Annotated in this window: 13 protein-coding genes; 3 read left to right on the top strand and 10 right to left on the bottom strand. The window is 28.6% G+C overall.

What is annotated here, in order from left to right:
• Positions 1 to 218: 218 nt before the first annotated feature.
• From ACSIGE_RS02650 to ACSIGE_RS02635, 4 genes are all read right to left on the bottom strand, one after another.
• Positions 219 to 1,703 (bottom strand): cryptochrome/photolyase family protein, encoded by a 1,485-nt coding sequence (locus ACSIGE_RS02650; protein WP_440881250.1) that lies wholly within the window; start codon positions 1,701 to 1,703, stop codon positions 219 to 221.
• A 21-nt stretch (positions 1,704 to 1,724) separates the two neighbouring features.
• A complete protein-coding gene (locus ACSIGE_RS02645; RefSeq protein ID WP_440881249.1) occupies positions 1,725 to 3,020 on the bottom strand; it encodes a DASH family cryptochrome in 1,296 nt (431 codons plus the stop codon).
• 155 nt (positions 3,021 to 3,175) lie between these two features.
• A complete protein-coding gene (locus tag ACSIGE_RS02640) occupies positions 3,176 to 4,420 on the bottom strand; it encodes an FAD-dependent oxidoreductase (RefSeq protein WP_440881248.1) in 1,245 nt (414 codons plus the stop codon).
• Between the two features lie 642 nt (positions 4,421 to 5,062).
• Complete coding sequence (locus ACSIGE_RS02635) at positions 5,063 to 5,662, bottom strand: hypothetical protein (RefSeq protein ID WP_440881247.1); 600 nt, start codon at positions 5,660 to 5,662, stop codon at positions 5,063 to 5,065.
• A 655-nt stretch (positions 5,663 to 6,317) separates the two neighbouring features.
• Here ACSIGE_RS02635 and ACSIGE_RS02630 point away from each other — a divergent pair.
• Positions 6,318 to 7,061, top strand: a complete 744-nt coding sequence (locus ACSIGE_RS02630; RefSeq protein ID WP_440881246.1) for a LytR/AlgR family response regulator transcription factor — start codon at positions 6,318 to 6,320, stop codon at positions 7,059 to 7,061.
• 6 nt (positions 7,062 to 7,067) lie between these two features.
• On the opposite strand, the gene ACSIGE_RS02625 is transcribed toward ACSIGE_RS02630, so the two are convergent.
• From ACSIGE_RS02625 to ACSIGE_RS02605, 5 genes are all read right to left on the bottom strand, one after another.
• Positions 7,068 to 7,793 carry an SDR family NAD(P)-dependent oxidoreductase gene (locus ACSIGE_RS02625; RefSeq protein WP_440881245.1) on the bottom strand — a complete coding sequence of 242 codons (726 nt, stop codon included), beginning with the start codon at positions 7,791 to 7,793 and terminating at the stop codon, positions 7,068 to 7,070.
• 404 nt (positions 7,794 to 8,197) lie between these two features.
• Entirely contained in the window at positions 8,198 to 9,811 is a 1,614-nt protein-coding gene (locus ACSIGE_RS02620; protein WP_440881244.1) for an RluA family pseudouridine synthase, read from the bottom strand.
• Between the two features lie 64 nt (positions 9,812 to 9,875).
• The gene (locus ACSIGE_RS02615; RefSeq protein WP_440881243.1) at positions 9,876 to 11,648 is read right to left on the bottom strand and encodes an AMP-dependent synthetase/ligase; all 1,773 of its coding nucleotides are present in this window, start codon (positions 11,646 to 11,648) and stop codon (positions 9,876 to 9,878) included.
• 334 nt (positions 11,649 to 11,982) lie between these two features.
• A complete protein-coding gene (locus ACSIGE_RS02610) occupies positions 11,983 to 13,164 on the bottom strand; it encodes an aspartate aminotransferase family protein (RefSeq protein WP_440881242.1) in 1,182 nt (393 codons plus the stop codon).
• A 5-nt stretch (positions 13,165 to 13,169) separates the two neighbouring features.
• Positions 13,170 to 14,816, bottom strand: a complete 1,647-nt coding sequence (locus tag ACSIGE_RS02605) for an OstA-like protein (RefSeq protein WP_440881241.1) — start codon at positions 14,814 to 14,816, stop codon at positions 13,170 to 13,172.
• A 138-nt stretch (positions 14,817 to 14,954) separates the two neighbouring features.
• On the opposite strand from ACSIGE_RS02605, the gene ACSIGE_RS02600 reads away from it, so the two are divergent.
• Positions 14,955 to 16,445, top strand: coding sequence for a pyridoxal phosphate-dependent decarboxylase family protein (locus tag ACSIGE_RS02600; RefSeq protein WP_440881240.1), 1,491 nt, complete (start codon positions 14,955 to 14,957; stop codon positions 16,443 to 16,445).
• 64 nt (positions 16,446 to 16,509) lie between these two features.
• Here the strand turns inward: ACSIGE_RS02600 and gcvT are convergent, their stop codons facing one another.
• Positions 16,510 to 17,592: a glycine cleavage system aminomethyltransferase GcvT gene (gene gcvT / locus ACSIGE_RS02595; protein ID WP_440881239.1), complete on the bottom strand. Its 1,083-nt coding sequence runs from the start codon at positions 17,590 to 17,592 to the stop codon at positions 16,510 to 16,512.
• 185 nt (positions 17,593 to 17,777) lie between these two features.
• Between gcvT and ACSIGE_RS02590 the strand changes: the two genes are divergently transcribed.
• Positions 17,778 to 18,323, top strand: a complete 546-nt coding sequence (locus tag ACSIGE_RS02590; RefSeq protein ID WP_440881238.1) for a TlpA family protein disulfide reductase — start codon at positions 17,778 to 17,780, stop codon at positions 18,321 to 18,323.
• Position 18,324 lies beyond the last annotated feature (1 nt).

Below are 18,324 nucleotides of genomic sequence, written 5' to 3'. Positions count from 1 at the left end.
TTTATAATTAAATATAATGAATTGAATTTTAAATTAAAGAGAAGTATTCTGAGATGATTAAAACTGTCGACGAAATAGAACTAAATAGTTTTTAGTACAACAGTTAGTTGGAATTGCTTTATCATGAGATAGTTAAAAAATAAAATATATTTTTAATTATCTGAATTGTATAATTTTTTATCATGGTTATATTTATTATTTGCAATAGTTTAATTGAGTTACTTAAAACTGTTATTTATTTTATTTAAGAATGCCTCAGCATTTTCAAAATGTTTGCTTCGTTTGTCTATATCCATTTTATCTAAATTATTAATAAGCATTTTTAACCTTGGGTTTTTACTTAAAAAAAGCCTATTTTTATTCATAAATCGCCAAAAAAGTCCGTCCCAAACCTGTTGCCAGTCTCCATTTGAATAATTACTCATTCTTTTAACATAGTTACTACTACTTATGTATGGTTTTGTTGACATAAGTCCACCGTCAGCAAATAAGGCCATTCCATATACATTCGGTACCATTACCCAATCGTAACTATCTATAAAAAATTCCATAAACCATTTATAAACATCATCAGGATCAAACTCACATAATAACATAAAGTTACCTAAAATCATTAGGCGCTCAATATGATGGGCATATCCTGTAAGTTTGATTTTGCTTATGGTTACGTCTATAGGTATTATTCCTGTTGTTCCATCATAAAAAGCTTTAGGTATTTTTCTAGAATGTTGCCAAAAGTTTTTGGTTCTTTCTTCAGTTCCCTTCACTAGATAAATTCCACGTATAAATTCACGCCACCCTAAGATTTGTCTTATAAATCCTTCTAAAGAGTTAATAGGAATATTATTTTTATCTGCATATCTTATTGATAAATCAATGACAAATGAAGGAGAAAGCAATCCTATATTAATTAAAGGAGACAAAACACTATGGTTTAAAAAATGGTTATTGTCAAGAATAGCATCTTCATAAGGGCCAAATTCATAGAACCTTGTTTCTAAAAAGTTAATCAACCATTTTTTAGCTTCTTGAAAGGTGATAGGATAAATTTGTTTTTCACAAAGTTCGCCAAGATTGTCAGAAAAGTTTTTTTTAATATATTCTCTAGCTTCTTGATAATATTCATTGGATTCAGGGAATGATATAGTAGGTGGGATTTTTCCTTTAGGATATTTCTTTCTGTTTTCGGTATCGAAAGTCCATTTACCTCCTTTAGGTTCTCCATTTTCTATTAAAATATTTCTTAATTTTCGTTGATCTTTATAAAAAGATGTTTGAAAAAATTTTTTTTTAGAAGGTTTAAAAAAAGATGTTAGTTCATTTTTATTATTTATGAAAAGAGGCGATTCGTAGATAATAATATTTAATTGATCTCTAAAATTTGTCACCTGTTTTTCTAGCCAGTTGTCAGTAGGGTCGATGATATGGATATTTTCTAAACCTTTTTCAATTAGATTTTTAATAAGGTTTTTTGTCTTACTTTCATAATTTTTAGCTTCTATGTAAAAGACATCAAACCCTTCATTTTTTAAATAATTCTCATAAAACTTCATTGTGGATCTATGAAAAGCTAATTTTTGCTTATGAAAATTATATTGATTAAAGAATAAATATTCTTCAACTAAGTAGATGGGAATATCGGTACTAAATATTTCAGTATTTTCAATGATTTGATTGGGAAAGAGTAATGTAATTTCTTTCATTTTAGTCTGTTTTTTAAATTATTAGGATAATTGTAACCACCTATTTCTAAATTTACGGTTTGCATCATATTTTTCTGATTGCCATTTCACATCGAATTTACGGTCTCTTGGGTCGTTTCCAACACCAGCTACATATTGCCAATTACCGTAATTACTGTGTACGTCATAATCTATGAGCATACTCTCAAAATAAGCAGCACCAATTCGCCAATCTAACAGTAACTCTTTCGCAAAAAAAGAAGCTACATTTTGTCTGCCTCTATTACTCATCCAACCAGTTTTTTTTAGTTCAATCATATTAGCATTTACAAAGTCGTTGAAAGTATGACCATTTATCCAAGATTGAATTAATACCTCATCTGTATTCCAGTTATATTTTTTTCTTTTTATTCCTCCCAAAGTGAATAAATTCGTTCCATGTTTGTATGCTAAGCATTTAAAATAATCACGCCAAATAAGTTCAAATATTAACCAGTAGGTTGATTGATTTTGCCCAAATCTTTTTTCATATTTTTTTATTTCCCAGTACAATGTTTTTGCAGAGATGCTTCCATTTCCCAACCAAGGAGAAAATTTTGAACTATAATTGACTCCAAGTAATCCATTTCTTGTTTCTTTATATGATCCGAGTTTTCTTGATTTAAAAAAGTAATATTGCAGGCGATTCATTGCAGCATCTTCACCTCCCTTAAAAGGAAAAGCTGTAAATGTAGGTATAGAAAAATCAGTAAAACCCAAAGTTTGAAGATTGGGAATTTTTGTTGTTACAGGAATCCAATTACTCGGATTTTTTGGTTGGATTTCTGAACATTTTTTTACAGTTACATATTTTTCGACTTTTTTTCGATAGCTACTAAAAACTTCAGGTGTTTTATCTATATCAAAAATTAGATCATGTGGATGAAATAAAAATTGATCAAAATAAGAGTGAATGCTTATTTTATTGCGGAGTTTAGAGCTTATTTTTGTGATTAACTTCGTTTCTTGTTCAGTGAATTCATTTTGAAACAGTAAGGCGGTAGCATCATTATTTTTGCAAAATTTAGGGAGCTTCTCTGCAGGATCTCCAAAAAATACAAATAAAGGGATATTTAATTTTTTTAAATTTTGGGATAAGTTATTGACAGATTCAATTAAAAATTTAGCTCTGAATTTTTCTGTTTTCTTGAAACCAAATTCATTTTTTTTAAAATCGTTTTTATTAAAACAGTAAAAACCAATAACACGATCATATTTTTCACAAGCTACTTTTAATATATGATTATCGATTGTCCTTAGGTTGGATGTAAACCAGATTATAGATATACTAGATGTCATACTCATTTTATCATTAAAATAAATTAAAGATAATAGTTTTGTTTATCTTTTTGTTTAAATAGATAAACAAAAAGATAAAACCTTGAAATTTATTGTAAACGTGGTATATAGCTTAATGAAAGTCGTATTTTAAATAATTTATAGTTAAAATTATTTTAACTGATTGAATTTATTAATGCCAATGCAGCCTGCTCCCCAGAGTACATAGCAGCATTTAGAGAGCCATTTAGTAAGTAGTCTCCCGCTAAAAAAATATTTTCACTAAATCGTAACTTGTTTATTTCTATTGAGTTTGTTGCTGAGGAGTTTGTTGGTAATCCAAATTTTATATCAAAAGATTTTAAAAACTCAACCTTTTTACAAATTCCATAACTTTCTAGTTCTTTAGAAACCTTTTCTATTAATAATTTGTTAGAGTTTAAATTATGTTCTTTGGTGATTGTAACAGATAACAGTTTTTCAGGTCTTTCATTATTGTTTTCAATACTGGTATGAAAAAATAAATTATTAATTAATCCTTTTTTATTAGCATTTAAACCTATTAAAGGTTTATTGATTAAGTCACTTTCTGTTATAAAGTAAAGTGTTTTGCAGGATTTCCATAGAGAAGAAGGTAAAGAATGATTTTTAATTAATTTGCCTGGATGAATTGTTATAATTGAATAATCAGTATCTAAAACTTGACCTCCTTTAAGATGTATTTGATGTTCACTAATACTTATAACCTCTGTATTTAAAAGAAATTTTGTTTTCTTTAATTGGTGCTTTAATTGCTGTGCTATTGCTCCAATTCCATGTTTAGGAATTGCAGTATCACCAGATTCAAACATTTTGTAAGTAAACTCAAACATTCTGCTTGAGGTTTCTAGTTTATTTTCTAAAAAAACACCTCCGAAAAAAGGAATGAAAAAGTTTTGAATAGCTTTTTGTGAAAAACCAAAGTTTTCCAAATAACTCATTGTTGAAGTTTCTTTACTTTCAAAAATTTTTTCTATTGATTTTTTCTTCAATATGCTTCTCAATTTTAGTATTTTGAGTTTGTCCTTAAATGTTAGCAATACTGAAAAAACCGTAGAAAAAAGAAAATCTAACTTCCTGAATGGATCGCCGATTAGATAAGATGATCCATTTTTTAATATAAGGGACCCAGGTATAAGTTTTTGTAGATTTAGATCATGATAGTTTAAGTATTTTTTTGCTAAGGGGTAAGAAGTTAATAAAACTTGAAATCCATGGTCTAGAAAAAAACCGTTATATTTTTCTGTCTTTACTCGTCCTCCAACATCATTTGATGATTCAATTAAAATAGGAGAATAACCTTTTTCTTCTAAGTAGATAGCCGCAGTTAAGCCACTAATACCTGCACCAATAATATAAATTTTTTTATTTTTTTTACTCATTATTTAGGATGACGAAACGTTTTTAAAATAATACTATTTTTACAATATTTCAGAAATTAAAAGTCTCTTAAAATGTAATAAGTCAAATATACAAATGTTCAATTTGTAAATAAAAAAATTAAACAAAAAATATGATGTGCTATCAGATAGCTTATGGGGTTGATTTTAAAAAGATTATCAATAAATTAAATGAAGGAAATTTGTTTAAGTGTCAAGAGAAAGTAATAGTAAAATGCCTGCATAACCAAATATCCACATAATATTTAATTCAAAAAAAATTAAACTAGGTATTTTTATAAAATATTAACTAATTTTTATTTTACTATTTAGTTCAATTGAACCTAATCCGGTAAAATATTTTGTAGTATAAGTTATTTTTTGTCAACGCTTTAGTGTAAGATAAAAATTTAGTGTAAGAAATTAATTTTGAATTATATTAAGTAAGAGGAAAATGTTTCTTTTTAGGGACCTCGGTCTATCCAATGAGGTTTACTTTATGTTTCACTTTATAACTTGTTTAAAATAATTAATTCAGCGTATTTTATCAATAAAATATGAACGTTTATTTGTATTTATGACACAAAACTTTTTAATAAGTCACATTTTTATTTTTTAATTAAGCATAAAATTATGAACATACCTTTAACTGTTATTTTTTTTACGTATCGGAGGGGTAGTTTTTCTACCGTTTACGTGCCAAAGGATGAAGTCTTTTTCGTATTCTGAAATTCTTTTTGCTTTGTATTCTTTTGCAATGATTTCTCTAATTTTTGAAAAATAGTTTTTATTTGAGTTGATAAATATAGAAAGGGCAGAAGCTGTGTAATTGGAAATACGTTTTCTACTAGGATATCCATATTTTTCTGTTATATCTATGAGGCGTTCTGTGTTTAAATTATTTGTTTTCTCAAAAATTTCACGAAGACTGTCTTTACTTCTTTTGTATGAATTATAGTTAACTCCTAATTTTTCTTTTTTCAGTTTTTTTGTTAAAATTTTTCCGTTATTACTATTGACATCAACTCTATATTTTTTTTCAATAGTTATTATGTTATATCTATTTTTTTGATCTAAAGTTTGCATCGAATCAATCATAGCATTTATTTTATATTGGTCATCAATACTTAAATTTTTAATTTGAGTACAAGAAATAAAGAAAAATAGTTTAATAATGAAAATTGGAAATAAGTCAAGATATTTCATTTTTGATGAAGAGTTATTTGAAAGTTTATGAGTTTGCAATTTACATGATTTTTGAAAATACCAATTTATAGAAATTATATTATTTAAAATTGAAGTAACTTGTTTACAAGAATTATTACCTATTCAAAATTGAAATAGGAATGTTGGTAATAACTTTTTCATTTAGAAATTAATTTGACCTTTATATGTTAATATTTTTTATTCATCGTTGATAAATTACCTTTTATCTTCTTTAACTGATAAAGTATCTAAATAGTTAATAGAATTGTATTTATACCATTAGTTTTATACTAAGTGTAGTAAGCTTTAGTGTAAGGATAGGAATGTTTATTAATAAAGAAACTTCTTATCCTTTTTTATTTTATTATTGACTCCTATATTGTTTTAAACACACGATTAGATATCAACTAAGAATAGCTTTATTGTTAATTATTTAGCTTTTTGTTAAGGTTTTCATAACTTTAATTAAAATAGCTATAAATACTTTTGCAACAAATTTTGCATAACATAGAATATGTATGTTTATTTCCCCTTTTAAGAAAAGTCGCATAATAATATGTGGCTTTTTATTGTTTACAGCATTGACAGAATACTATGATCAAATAATATTTAGTTTATCAGATTATAAAAATTAACAATTACTATAAAACCTGATAAAATTGGGTTTCTAAGGAAATTAGTTTATTTTTATACTATGACCAAACTTAAATTACTTTTACTAGAAGACTTAGATAAAGAAGCAAGTCAATTGACTTGTTTTCTCGAGCAAAATGATTATGAGGTAGTAAGAGCTCAAAATCTAACGGAGGCGGAAATTAAAATTCAAAACTACTTTTTTGATATAATAATTTTAGATATTATGATAGAAGGTAAGCCAGAAGGTATTGAATTAGCAAAACGTATTCACAGACAAAGAGCCAATATACCTATCTTGTTTTTGACAAGTATGCAAAGCAAAGCTATTTTTAATAAAGCAAAATTAACAAATCCAATGGTATATTTGTTAAAGCCTTATAATGAGCTTGAACTTTTATATTCTCTTGAACTAGCAATTGAAGCGTCATATCATCAATCGAATAGTATTAGTTTTCATGATAAAGGAGCCGTGATAAGCCCATCGTATCTTTTTATAAAGAAAAAAAATTGTGTTGTAAAAGTAGATATAGAGTCAATAATTTTTGTAGAGGTAAAAGAAAAGTATTGTAATATAGCTTGCGTGCATGGTTGTTATTTGATAAAATTATCATTATCAAAATTAAAGGAAATAATCGGCAATGCTAATTTCAGACAAGTTCATAGAAATAATATTATTAACATCAATAAAATTAAAGAAATTTATTTTGAAGACAATCTTATTATTCTAGAGGGGGATTATCAAATACCTTTTAGTGAGCGTTATAAGCATGCATTTATTAAAGATAATATTATTTTTAGATAAATATACTTAGAAGTCCCTTATATCAAATATAGATCCATTTTTTAATTCATCATTATCTATAATTTTATATATAGTTTCAGCCACGTAATAAGGAGTGAATAATTCGTTGTTTTTTTTCAAGTTAATGAAACGCTGTAATTTACTAAAATTTATTTCTTTCGTTTCCCTAATTTTTTTTTGCATATTGGTATCAACAACACCAGGGTAAAGTGCTATACATTTTACCCCATTTTTAAGTGAAGTCTGTTCAGATGCAATAGTTTTAGTAAACATATCTAAAGCAGCTTTAGATGCGCAATAAATACTCCAACCTTCGTATGGTTTAATTGCTGCTCCAGATGATATGTTTGTGATTTTCTTTTGACAAGAAATTTCTTTTGTATGTTCAATAAATAATTTTGAAAGTAATATTGGTAGGGTAATGTTCAGATTAATACTTTTTAAAATATCACCAGAGTCGATATTCTCAATATTTGCTATTGTTCCTATACGAGCTACATTATTAATCAAGTGTAACGATTTGATTTTTTTGCTGTTAAAGTTGTTTAAAAATAAAGTGAACTGAGTTTTAGATTTTAATATATCACTCAGATCAATTATTTTTTCAGTAATATTTTTTATTCCAGATTTACTTCTTGAAAAAGAAAATACTTTATATTTTTTTGAAGCATATTTTTGAGCTAAGGCCTTTCCAATTCCGTTGCTACCGCCAGTAATAATTACAATATCCATGTAAACAAATATATGATAAAAATACTTTAAAGATCGATGAATAGTTAAAAGACATTGAACGTTAATAATGTATTGTTAATCAGGGTTTTTGTAGCAATGTGGCTTATTTTTAGTTTTTTGTTGCTGTTTAAAAATAAATTTATTAAAAAGTTTTTTCATTATTAGATTTTTTAAATTGGTTTTTAGTTTAGCTCTCTTTTTGAGAGCTTTTTTAATGGTTTATAGGTGTTTTGTTTGGTAAAACCACCTACTTTGTTTTAAGGGTTAACCCTTAGTGTTTAAAAGGCCTATTTTTGGTATATTGCATATGTATTTGTATTTCAAATACAATACATTCTGCTAATATTTAAGGGATAATCTCCTTTCGAAAGAAAGGAGATTTTACTTTAATCTATAATAATTATTTAAAAAGGTACAGGAGCTATAATTTTAATTTTTTCTTTAGATATAGGATGTATAAACATAATTTCCTCAGCATGTAAATAAAGCCTTTTATTTCTTTTTCCGTAAAGTTGATCTCCAATAATTGGTATATTTAACCCACTTTTGTGAGCAGAATGTACTCTTAGCTGGTGTGTTCGTCCAGAAATAGGGTAAAAGTTAACTCTGGTTACATTGTTTTCAATTGATATTTTTTCCCACTTAGTCAGTGCTTTTTTTCCATAACGATAGCATATCGTTTGTCTTGGTCTGTCATCAATATCAACTCTAAGAGGCAGATCGATTAAGCCTCTATCTTTTTTTAAGATACCATCAAGTAGTGCTACGTACTTTTTGTATATTTTTTTTTGAACGAACTGTTGCTGTAAATGTTTATGTATTTGTTTACTTTTAGCTATTAATAAAACTCCTGAAGTAGACATGTCTAATCGATGAACAATTAAAGGACCCGATAAATTTGGATAGTTTTTTTTTACCAAATGTTCAATACTATTTTTCACTTCCTTACCTTCAACACTTAGTATTTTCTCAGGTTTATTAATTGCCATTAAATATTCATCTTCGTATATGATATTTAACGTTTGTATTTGATTAAGGCTTTTTAATAAAGGATTAGGAGCTATAGGTAAATATTTTAACATATGATTTAAAATAGGCCTACACTTTCCTTTACAGGCAGGATAGTATTGTTTATGTTTTCTAACAGAAGATGATAACGGATTACCCCACCAAAATTCTGCTAGAGCAATAGGTTTTAGCTTATTTAAAAAAGCATATTGAAATAGTTTTGGAGCACAACATTCTCCTGCTCCTGAAGGGATATTTTGAGTATTATTTTTGTAGATATCAAATAAGTTTAAAGATCTATTATTGCTATTTAAAAAAAGATAACTTTCAAATAGTTTTCTTTGTGTATCAACTGAAAGTTTTGATCTTTTTTTAATTAGCCTGTTTATTTTATCATTTAAGGCTACATAATTTAACTCTAATGGCTTTAATTTTTGGTTTAAGTAAATTTCATATTCTCTCAAAAAAAACTCTTCATTTAAGTTTTTTTGATTGTCGACTTTATTTTCTTTTTTCCTTAATTTCCTTCGTTCTTTTATTTTAATTTTTTCTTGCTCAAGAATTTTTTTATTGAGTTTTTTTTTATCTTCAAAGTCAAGTTTAATATTTAAATATTCTTTGTCTTTGCAGAGTTTATTAATTTCTTTTGTTAATTTATTTAATTTAGCCTCTGCTTTTACATAAAAATTGTTGGGATCTAAATTATCAAAAACTGGAGGAACAAAATAAGGGTGTAGATTACTATTTAATATTTTTCCAGAAAAAGCTGCTAAGTACATTAACTCATCTGAAGTGTCTTTTACAACCAGTACTCCAAACATTTTCCCGATTCCAGCAATTGAGTTAAGTCCTACCATATGATTGATGGCCTTTTGCGTTTTTAAATAAACCTGAAGTTCCTCTGAGGCTATTTGAGCAATTTTATGAGGAAAATAGTTATGTGGATATGCAATTTCATCTGGAAGTTTAATATGACTAATGTCAGATGTAAAAGAATGAAGTTTACTCATTTTTAGATGTAAAAAAACGCCATTATAAAATATACAATGACGCTATATATTATTGTGAAAAAAATTAGGGTCTGTAAATTTTTTCATATAAATTGTTATAAATACCTTTAATTATTTTTCTTTTCATTTTCATTGTAGGGGTAAGGTGACCACCATCTATAGACCACTCATCAGGTGTTAATTCAAAACGTTTGATCCGTTCCCATTTACCAAAATTGGTATTACATTCATCGACTTCTTCCTGAATTCGCTCAATTACCTTCTTGTTGTCTGTAATACTGGTGTTATCACCAAGCAGTATCTGATGCCTTTTAGCCCATTCTCTTACAAACTTAAAGTTAGGTTGGATTAACGCTGCAGGCATTTTTTCACCTTCACCAATTACCATAACTTGTTCAATAAATCTTGATTGCTTTAATTTTCCTTCCAATAGAGTAGGTATAACATACTTTCCGCCAGATGTTTTGAACATTTCTTTTGTTCTACCTGTAATCCTAAGAAATCCATCTTCACAAATTTCTCCTTTATCGCCTGTATGAAAATATCCGTCTTTTAGTACCTTAGCTGTTTTTTCCGGGTCTTTATAGTATCCCACCATTATGTTTGGCCCTTTTACTAAAATTTCACCACTTTCAGCAATCTTAACCTCGACACCATTAATAACTTTACCTACGGTTTTTATTCTAAATCCTCCATTTCTTTGATCATTCACAGAAATTACAGGAGATGTTTCTGTAAGCCCATATCCTTCCATAACAGGCATTCCTGCGGCTGCAAACATTCTAGCTAACCTTGGTTGAAGTGGAGCTGAACCTGATACCATTAGTTTTAACTCACCACCAAGAGCAGCTTGCCATTTCGAAAATATGAGTTTACGCGCAATACTCAATTGCTTTTCATACCACCAACCATTAGCTTTATAGGGTTTATATTTTAGACCTAATTCAATTGCCCAAAAGAATAATTTCTTTTTTATTCCAGATAACTCAGCTCCTTTTGCGTATATTCGGTCATATATTTTTTCATATAGTCGAGGAACAGCTGTCATGACATTAGGTTTAATTTCTTGTGCATTTGCACTTAATTGATCGATAGATTCAGCAAAGTAAACAGAAACCCCACAGTATTGATATAAATATAAAATCATCCTTTCGAAAATATGACATATTGGTAGAAAGCTTAATGATCTTTCTTTACCATATTCAAAAGGAACTCTTTTTTCACTGCTTATTACGTTTGATACAATGTTTTTATGAGTAAGCATAACCCCCTTAGGCCGTCCTGTTGTTCCTGAGGTATAAATTATAGTAGCTAAAGTATCTGGTGTTACTGCACTTTTTCTAAATTCTACTTCATCTTGATTACTTTTGTCTTTACCTAAATTTAATACTTCTTTCCAACTTCTTTCTCCCTCAATATCATCAAATGTAAAAACATCCTTTAAATTAGTTTTTGACTTAATTTGGTTTATTTTTTCTAATACTTCAACATCAGAAACAAAACAATATACACAACCAGAATGGTTTAAAACATATTCGTAGTCTTCTTTAGAAATTGTAGGATATATAGGAACATTCTGAGCACCTACTTGTAGAATTCCGATGTCACAAACATTCCATTCAGTTCTATTATTTGTTGAAATAAGTGCAATTTTATCATCTGGTTTAATTCCAAGACGTAACAGACCACGACTAATAGCATTTGCTTGTTCAATGTATTCTTTTGTGGATACGGATTGCCATTTACCGTTATATTTTGTTGTAAATGCTTTTGATAAATTGTAAGTTTCTAATTGGTAATAAGGAAAATCAAAAAGGCGTTTAATTTCGCTCGGCATATAATCAATTGTTTAGTGCAATGCAAAATATGAAAAATAGGTCGATTGTACAAAAAATGTGTTAATATCTGATTTATTGGTGTTTAGTTAAATATTTTAGGGGTAAATGGTACTTTTAGTACTAAGTTTTAATCAATAAATTCTTTTAAAATAAAAAAACGACAATAAAAATCGTTTTTTTTTGATAATTAGGTTAATAAATTTAAAACCTATTAAGATTAAAAACTAGTTAGTGCCATTGGAGTAATAGTGAATTTAAATAAAATAGGATTTCGACTCTACAATGTAAACTGTTTTTGATACTTATCAGATATAAAAGTAGCCTGTTCATTTACTAATCGTTTTTATTTAATACTTCAAGAATAATTTTACAACCTTTTAGAATCTCTTCTTTTGAAATTGTTAGTGGGGGGGTAATTCTAATTGCCTTTTCTTCAAATAAAAGCCAAAAAAGAATCAATCCTTTTTGCATACATTCTAAGATAACTCTAGTAGCAACATCAGAAGATTCAACAATCAAAGCAAGCATTAACCCTTTACCTCTAATTTCTTTTATTTTTTTATGCCCTTTAAAAAAATCTCTGATTATTTTTTCTTTTTCTAAAGACTCTTTAATTAGAGAAGTATTACTTATTTCCTTAATAGTAGCTAATCCAGCAGCAGCAATCACGGGATGCCCTCCAAAAGTTGTAATGTGTCCTAATTTCGGATTATCTTTTAAATATGACATGATCTCATAAGAAGAAATAAAAGCTCCTATAGGCATTCCTCCTCCGAGGCCTTTACCTGTTATTATAATATCAGGTATGACATCATAATTTTCAAAACCCCAAAATTTTCCTGTTCTACCGATACCTGATTGAATTTCATCCAAAATTAAAAGAGCACCAACATCTTCACATTTTTTTTTAACTTTTTTCAAGAAGTTATTAGAGGGCTCTATAAAACCAGCACCTCCCTGAATAGTTTCTAGAATTATACAGGCTGTTTTTGTTGTAATTTTACTTAATTCAATTTCATTATTAAATGTAATAAATTTAACTCCAGGAATAAGCGGTCTGTATGCTTGATTCTGTTTTTCCATTCCACATACGCTCATAGCACCTTGCGTATTGCCATGGTACGAATTCTTGGCTGCAATAATTTCACTTCGTCCTGTAAAGCGTTTGGCAAGTTTTAAAGCTCCCTCTGTAGCTTCTGTGCCAGAATTAACTAAATAAACAGAAGATAATGAATTAGGTAAAGTTTTTGACAAAGCAACTGATAGTTCTAATTGAGGTTTCTGAATGAACTCACCATATACCATGACATGAGAATATTTTTCTAATTGTTTTTCAATGGCTTCTGTAACTTTTGGATAATTATGACCAAGGCTATTTGCCGAAACTCCAGCAACGAAATCTAATAATTCGTTTCCATTATTGTCGTATATATAACTTCCCTTTGCATAAGAAATTTCAATAGCTAAAGGATGAGGAGTAGTTTGCCCTTGATGTTTTAAGAATTGGTCTTTCATTATAACTATTCTTTTGAAAATTTATAATCTGTTGATTTCTGTTTTTTCTTAAATTCTTCAGAAAGCTGTTTTTTTACTTTATTTATATTATCTCTAGAATTTTTTAGATTAACTTTTGGATTTTTAATTTTTCCATTTTCTTTATCATTTAAAAAAATGTCTTCCATGGTTAACGGTTGCTCGTCACCGCGCCATATGAAACCGTTAAATTTTTTCTTGTCTACAGGAAATTCCGAAGGAGGAAAAGTTTTACCTTCCGATTTTTTGAAATATTTTGTCTGCGTAATTTGATTGTCTTCTAAAGTAAATTCAATATCACTAGCAATTTCTTTAGTTATGGTTTCCAGTTTTTTAGTTTTATCACTTCTATTAAAATATAGTGATTCTGCATTTCCTTTTACTAACATCGTTCTCAAGTCATTCCCATCAAATTTTCCAAAAATATCTCTACCTTTAATTTGATTAAAATCATCAATAGCAAGAGAATCTTTTTCAATGATAAATCCATTTTTACGAACGAATAAAGAATCTAGCTTGTTTGTTTGATTATCTGAAAGTAGTTGGATTGTATCTCCAGTTATTTGACTTTTTCCTGACCAAAGAATGGGGTTTTGGAACATTTGTGTCAAACTGCTTATTTGACTCGTATGAATTGAATCACACTTACCTTGAAGGTTTGATTTAAAAATTTTAACGTCATTAAAAATTCTTATTATGCGTTCTTTGCTTTTACCTGTTACAAGAATTTTATCTCCGTGAATGTACATTGAATCCTTTTCATGAACAGAGATAGCAACAGCTTTATCTGTAATAAATAAGGAATCTTTTTCTTCAAATAATTCAGCATAATTACCTTTTGTAACCATATTTTGAATAGTGTCAATTACTTTTATTTTATTCGTAGCTGAGGCAAACCCTTTTCGTTTATCATAATACAAACTATCAGCTTCCACTGTTCTATCTTTTAAGAAAAGTTTTGCTCTTTTAACAAAGTAAGAAATCTCTGTATTGGTGTCATAAAAGCCTCTTTCTGAATAAACTTTAGTACTATCTTTTAGATTTGTTATTGTGCTGGGTCCATATAAGTAGACGAAATTCGAGTTCGTGTAATAATCTAGATGATTTGATTCCAAAAAATGCTGTTTATTCAGAACAGTTACTTTGGATTTTGCTGAAAATTTTTTCTTTTCGAGATAGTATGTTCCTACCTTACTTTTTAAGGTGTTTTCCTTATCATTTATTATTCCTCCGCTTTTGTAAAATAGTACTTGTTCTTTTCTGTCAAAATATAAAGTATCAGTACTCATTTTCATTTCCTTATCATTAACCTCCACATTCCCCCATGAAGTTGCTTTTTTTGTATCTCCGTTATATAAAGCAAAGTCACTATACTGAGTGATGCTATCGCCTTGCTCTATAATAACTTCACCAGCAGCTTTAAATAAATTTTTCTTTTTGTAAAGCAAAGCTTGCTTGCACTCCAGTGTAGCTCCTTCGTGAGCAATTTTTACATTACCAAGTAAAACAGTAGCTCCTGGGTATTTATTTTCGTCAGTCTCTGAGTATTCACTAGATAGAACTTTAATTTTCTTTGTCTGTGAAAAATTATCAACAGAATAGAGTAAAAGAAATAGAACAATAAGTCTTTTCAAAATAAAATAATTTAGACAACAAAAATAATGAAAAACATAAGTCAAATTTATTAAGAATTAGGTAAAATATGTTTGAATACTCAAGGAATTGGTTGTTAATTATGTTATTTTTGAAATAATTATAAAATTTTTAGAAATATGAGCGCTCATTTTGATTTATCAAAAGAAGAAATGCAGTCGTACGGATATAAAATTGTCGATTTAATCGTTGACCATTGGGATACTTTTGACAAAAAAAAACCAGTTATTCGAGCTACTAGAAAAGAAATGGATGATGTTTTTTTACAGGAGGCTCCGGAAAAGGGTATGGATGCAGAGAAGGTTCTTGAGTTTGTTATGGAAAATGTCATAGCAAATAGTGTGGTAACTACACACCCCAAAGCCTATTCTTTTGTCCCAGGACCTAGTAATTTCATAAGTACTATGGCAGATAGTTTGGCAACAGGTTTTAATATTTTTTCAGGAGGTTGGATTGTATCACCTGCAGCTGCTGAAATAGAAATTGTAACAACCAATTGGTTGTTAAAAATGTTTAATTTCCCTGTAAATGAAGGAAGAGGAGTATTTACAAGTGGAGGTTCAATGGCTAATTTAACAGCCTTAGTAACAGCCAGAAGAATTAAATGTGGCGATGATTTTTCAAAAGCCATAATTTATTTATCTGACCAAGCTCATTCTTCAAATATTAAGGCAATTCGTGTTTTAGGTTTTAGAAAAGAACAAATCAGGGTTCTACCAACAGACATTGAGTTTAGAATAAGTATTAATAAATTAAAAAATGCAATTGCAAAAGATAAACTAGAAGGGTTACAGCCATTTTGTTTCATAGCAACTGCTGGAAGCACAAATACAGGTACTGTAGATCCATTAAATGATATTGCTGATATTTGTGAAGAAGAGGGAATTTGGATGCATGTTGACGGAGCTTATGGAGGGGCAGCGATTTTAGCAGAAAATGGAAAAGAAATTTTGAAGGGTATTGAGAGAGCAGATTCTTTAACTGTGGATCCCCATAAGTGGTTTTTCCAACCTTATGAAATAGGTTGTCTCTTGGTAAAAGATGCGTCATGGTTAAGCAATACTTTTAGTGAGAGTCCAGAGTATTTAAGAGATATTGAAGGAAATGAATCTGAAATAAATTTTTACGATTATGGAATTCAGTTGACGCGTCGTTTTAGAGCTTTAAAATTTTATATGTCCATAAAAACATATGGTCTTGATGTTTTTAAAAAAGCAGTTGATTATGGTATTAAGCTAGCTGAGAATGTAGAAAAATTATTACGTAAAAGTAGAAATTGGGAAATTATATCACCTGCAACTTTAGCTGTTATAAATTTTAGATATAATCCTATAGGATTAAATTTAACGGAACAAGAAGTTGATTTACTTAATCAGAAAATATCAGAAAAAATTATGACATCTGGTGAAGCTTTATTTGTGACTACTGTTTTAAATAAACAAGTTGTCCTAAGAATGTGTTTGATTAACCCTAAAACAACATTTGAAGACGTTGAGTCTACGTTACTTTTATCTAATTCTTTTGCTGAAGAAATTTTAGAAAAAAAGACGTTTTTAAATAAAGCTAATATTAGAAAAGAATTTTCTAAAAACTTAAGAGATAAACTCTAATCAAAAGTAAACAGCAGTTGGAGACGCCCCAACTGCTGTTTGCTTTTTTATGGTAAAATAAGACTTATTTCTTGTAAAATGGAAGTTTTATAACTTTTGCTGCTACCTGTTTTTTACGAATTTGGATAAAGATTTTACTATCAATTTTAGTGTAGTCAATTTTTACATAACCTAAACCAATTCCTTTATTTAAAGAAGGGCTCATAGTTCCAGAAGTAACATTACCTATTATTTGTCCCTCAGAGTTAACTATATCATAACCTTGTCGAGGTATACCACGCTCTGTTAATTCAAAAGCAATTAATTTGCGCGAGACTCCTTCTTCCTTTTGCTTTTTTAGTGTTTCAGCGTTTACAAAATCTTTATTAAATTTTGTTATCCATCCAAGACCAGCTTCAATTGGAGAGGTACTATCATCTATGTCATTACCATACAAACAATAGCCCATTTCTAAACGTAAAGTATCTCGAGCAGCTAAACCTATTGGTTTAATACCCCATTTCATTCCAGCTTCAAAAACGCTTTTCCATACAGCTTCTACGTTTTCATTTTTAACATAAATTTCAAATCCTCCAGATCCAGTATATCCTGTTGCTGAAACAATTACATTAGGTAGCCCAGCAAAATCAGTTATTTCAAAAGTATAGAATTTAATAGTGGAAAGATTTACTGAAGTAAGAGATTGCATTGCCTCAACCGCCTTAGGACCTTGTATAGCCAATAAAGACCAATCATCAGAACGGTTTTCCATTTCAACATCTAAATCATTAAATTTAGAAATCCAATTCCAGTCTTTTTCAATATTAGAAGCATTCACTACTAGCATGTACTCATCATCACTAATCATATAAATAATTAAGTCATCAACAATACCACCATTATCATTAGGCATACAACTATATTGGGCTTTTCCAGGTGTTAGTTTTGAAGCATCGTTTGATGTTATTTTTTGAATTAAAGCTAAGGCGTTTTCACCTTTCAAGAAAAATTCACCCATATGGCTCACGTCAAAAACTCCAACCCCATTTCTTACAGTTTCGTGCTCAATATTCACACCTTCGTACTGTACAGGCATATTGAAACCCGCAAAAGGAACAATTTTAGCTCCTAAAGACTCATGAATGTGTGTTAATGCTATATTTTTCATTGTTTAGAATTAAGTTTGTTTTATTTTAAGCTAAAGTAGCTAAAATATGAGAAACAAATTCTTTGAAGTTGTTGAATATTTTTATCAACTAAAAAGAAAGTAAGTATTGAATTGAAAAGTAGACAAAACTATTATCCTATGAACATTAAATAAAATTTATTGTATTTTTAAAATCGAATAAAGTAATGATGTTTTCAAAAAAAATAATTTCAAATAGCCTAATGTTAGTTCTTGTGGGAGCCATGTTGTACCCTCCTTCAAAAGAGTTCATAATACGATTAGTATCTTTTTCGCCATCAGTGATAGAACAAGTTGATAGGGAAGTGCTTTCTGATTATAATTGGTCGTTAAAAGGTTTAAATACAAAGTCTATCCAGGGAAAAGAATTAAGAAATAATGTTTTTTTAATTAATTTTTGGGCTACTTGGTGCCCTCCTTGCAGAGCAGAATTATCTAGTATGCAAAAGCTTTATGATGATTATAAAAATAAAATTAACTTTATTTTTGTTACCAATGAAAACTGGAGTGATGTTGATCAGTTTTATAAAAATAAAGGTTATAATTTACCTACTTATGGATGGGAATCGTCGGTGCCTGAAGCATTAAAATCTTCTTCTATTCCTCAGACATATATCATTAATTCTTTGGGAGAAATAGTAGTGTCTAAAAATGGAGCGGCGAATTGGAATTCATTAGAAATAAGAAAGTTGCTGGAAAAACTAACTTATTAAA

It is taken from the genome of Tenacibaculum profundi, assembly GCF_052050075.1.
Classification (GTDB): domain Bacteria; phylum Bacteroidota; class Bacteroidia; order Flavobacteriales; family Flavobacteriaceae; genus Polaribacter.
This window is presented reverse-complemented; position numbering and strand designations above follow the sequence as displayed.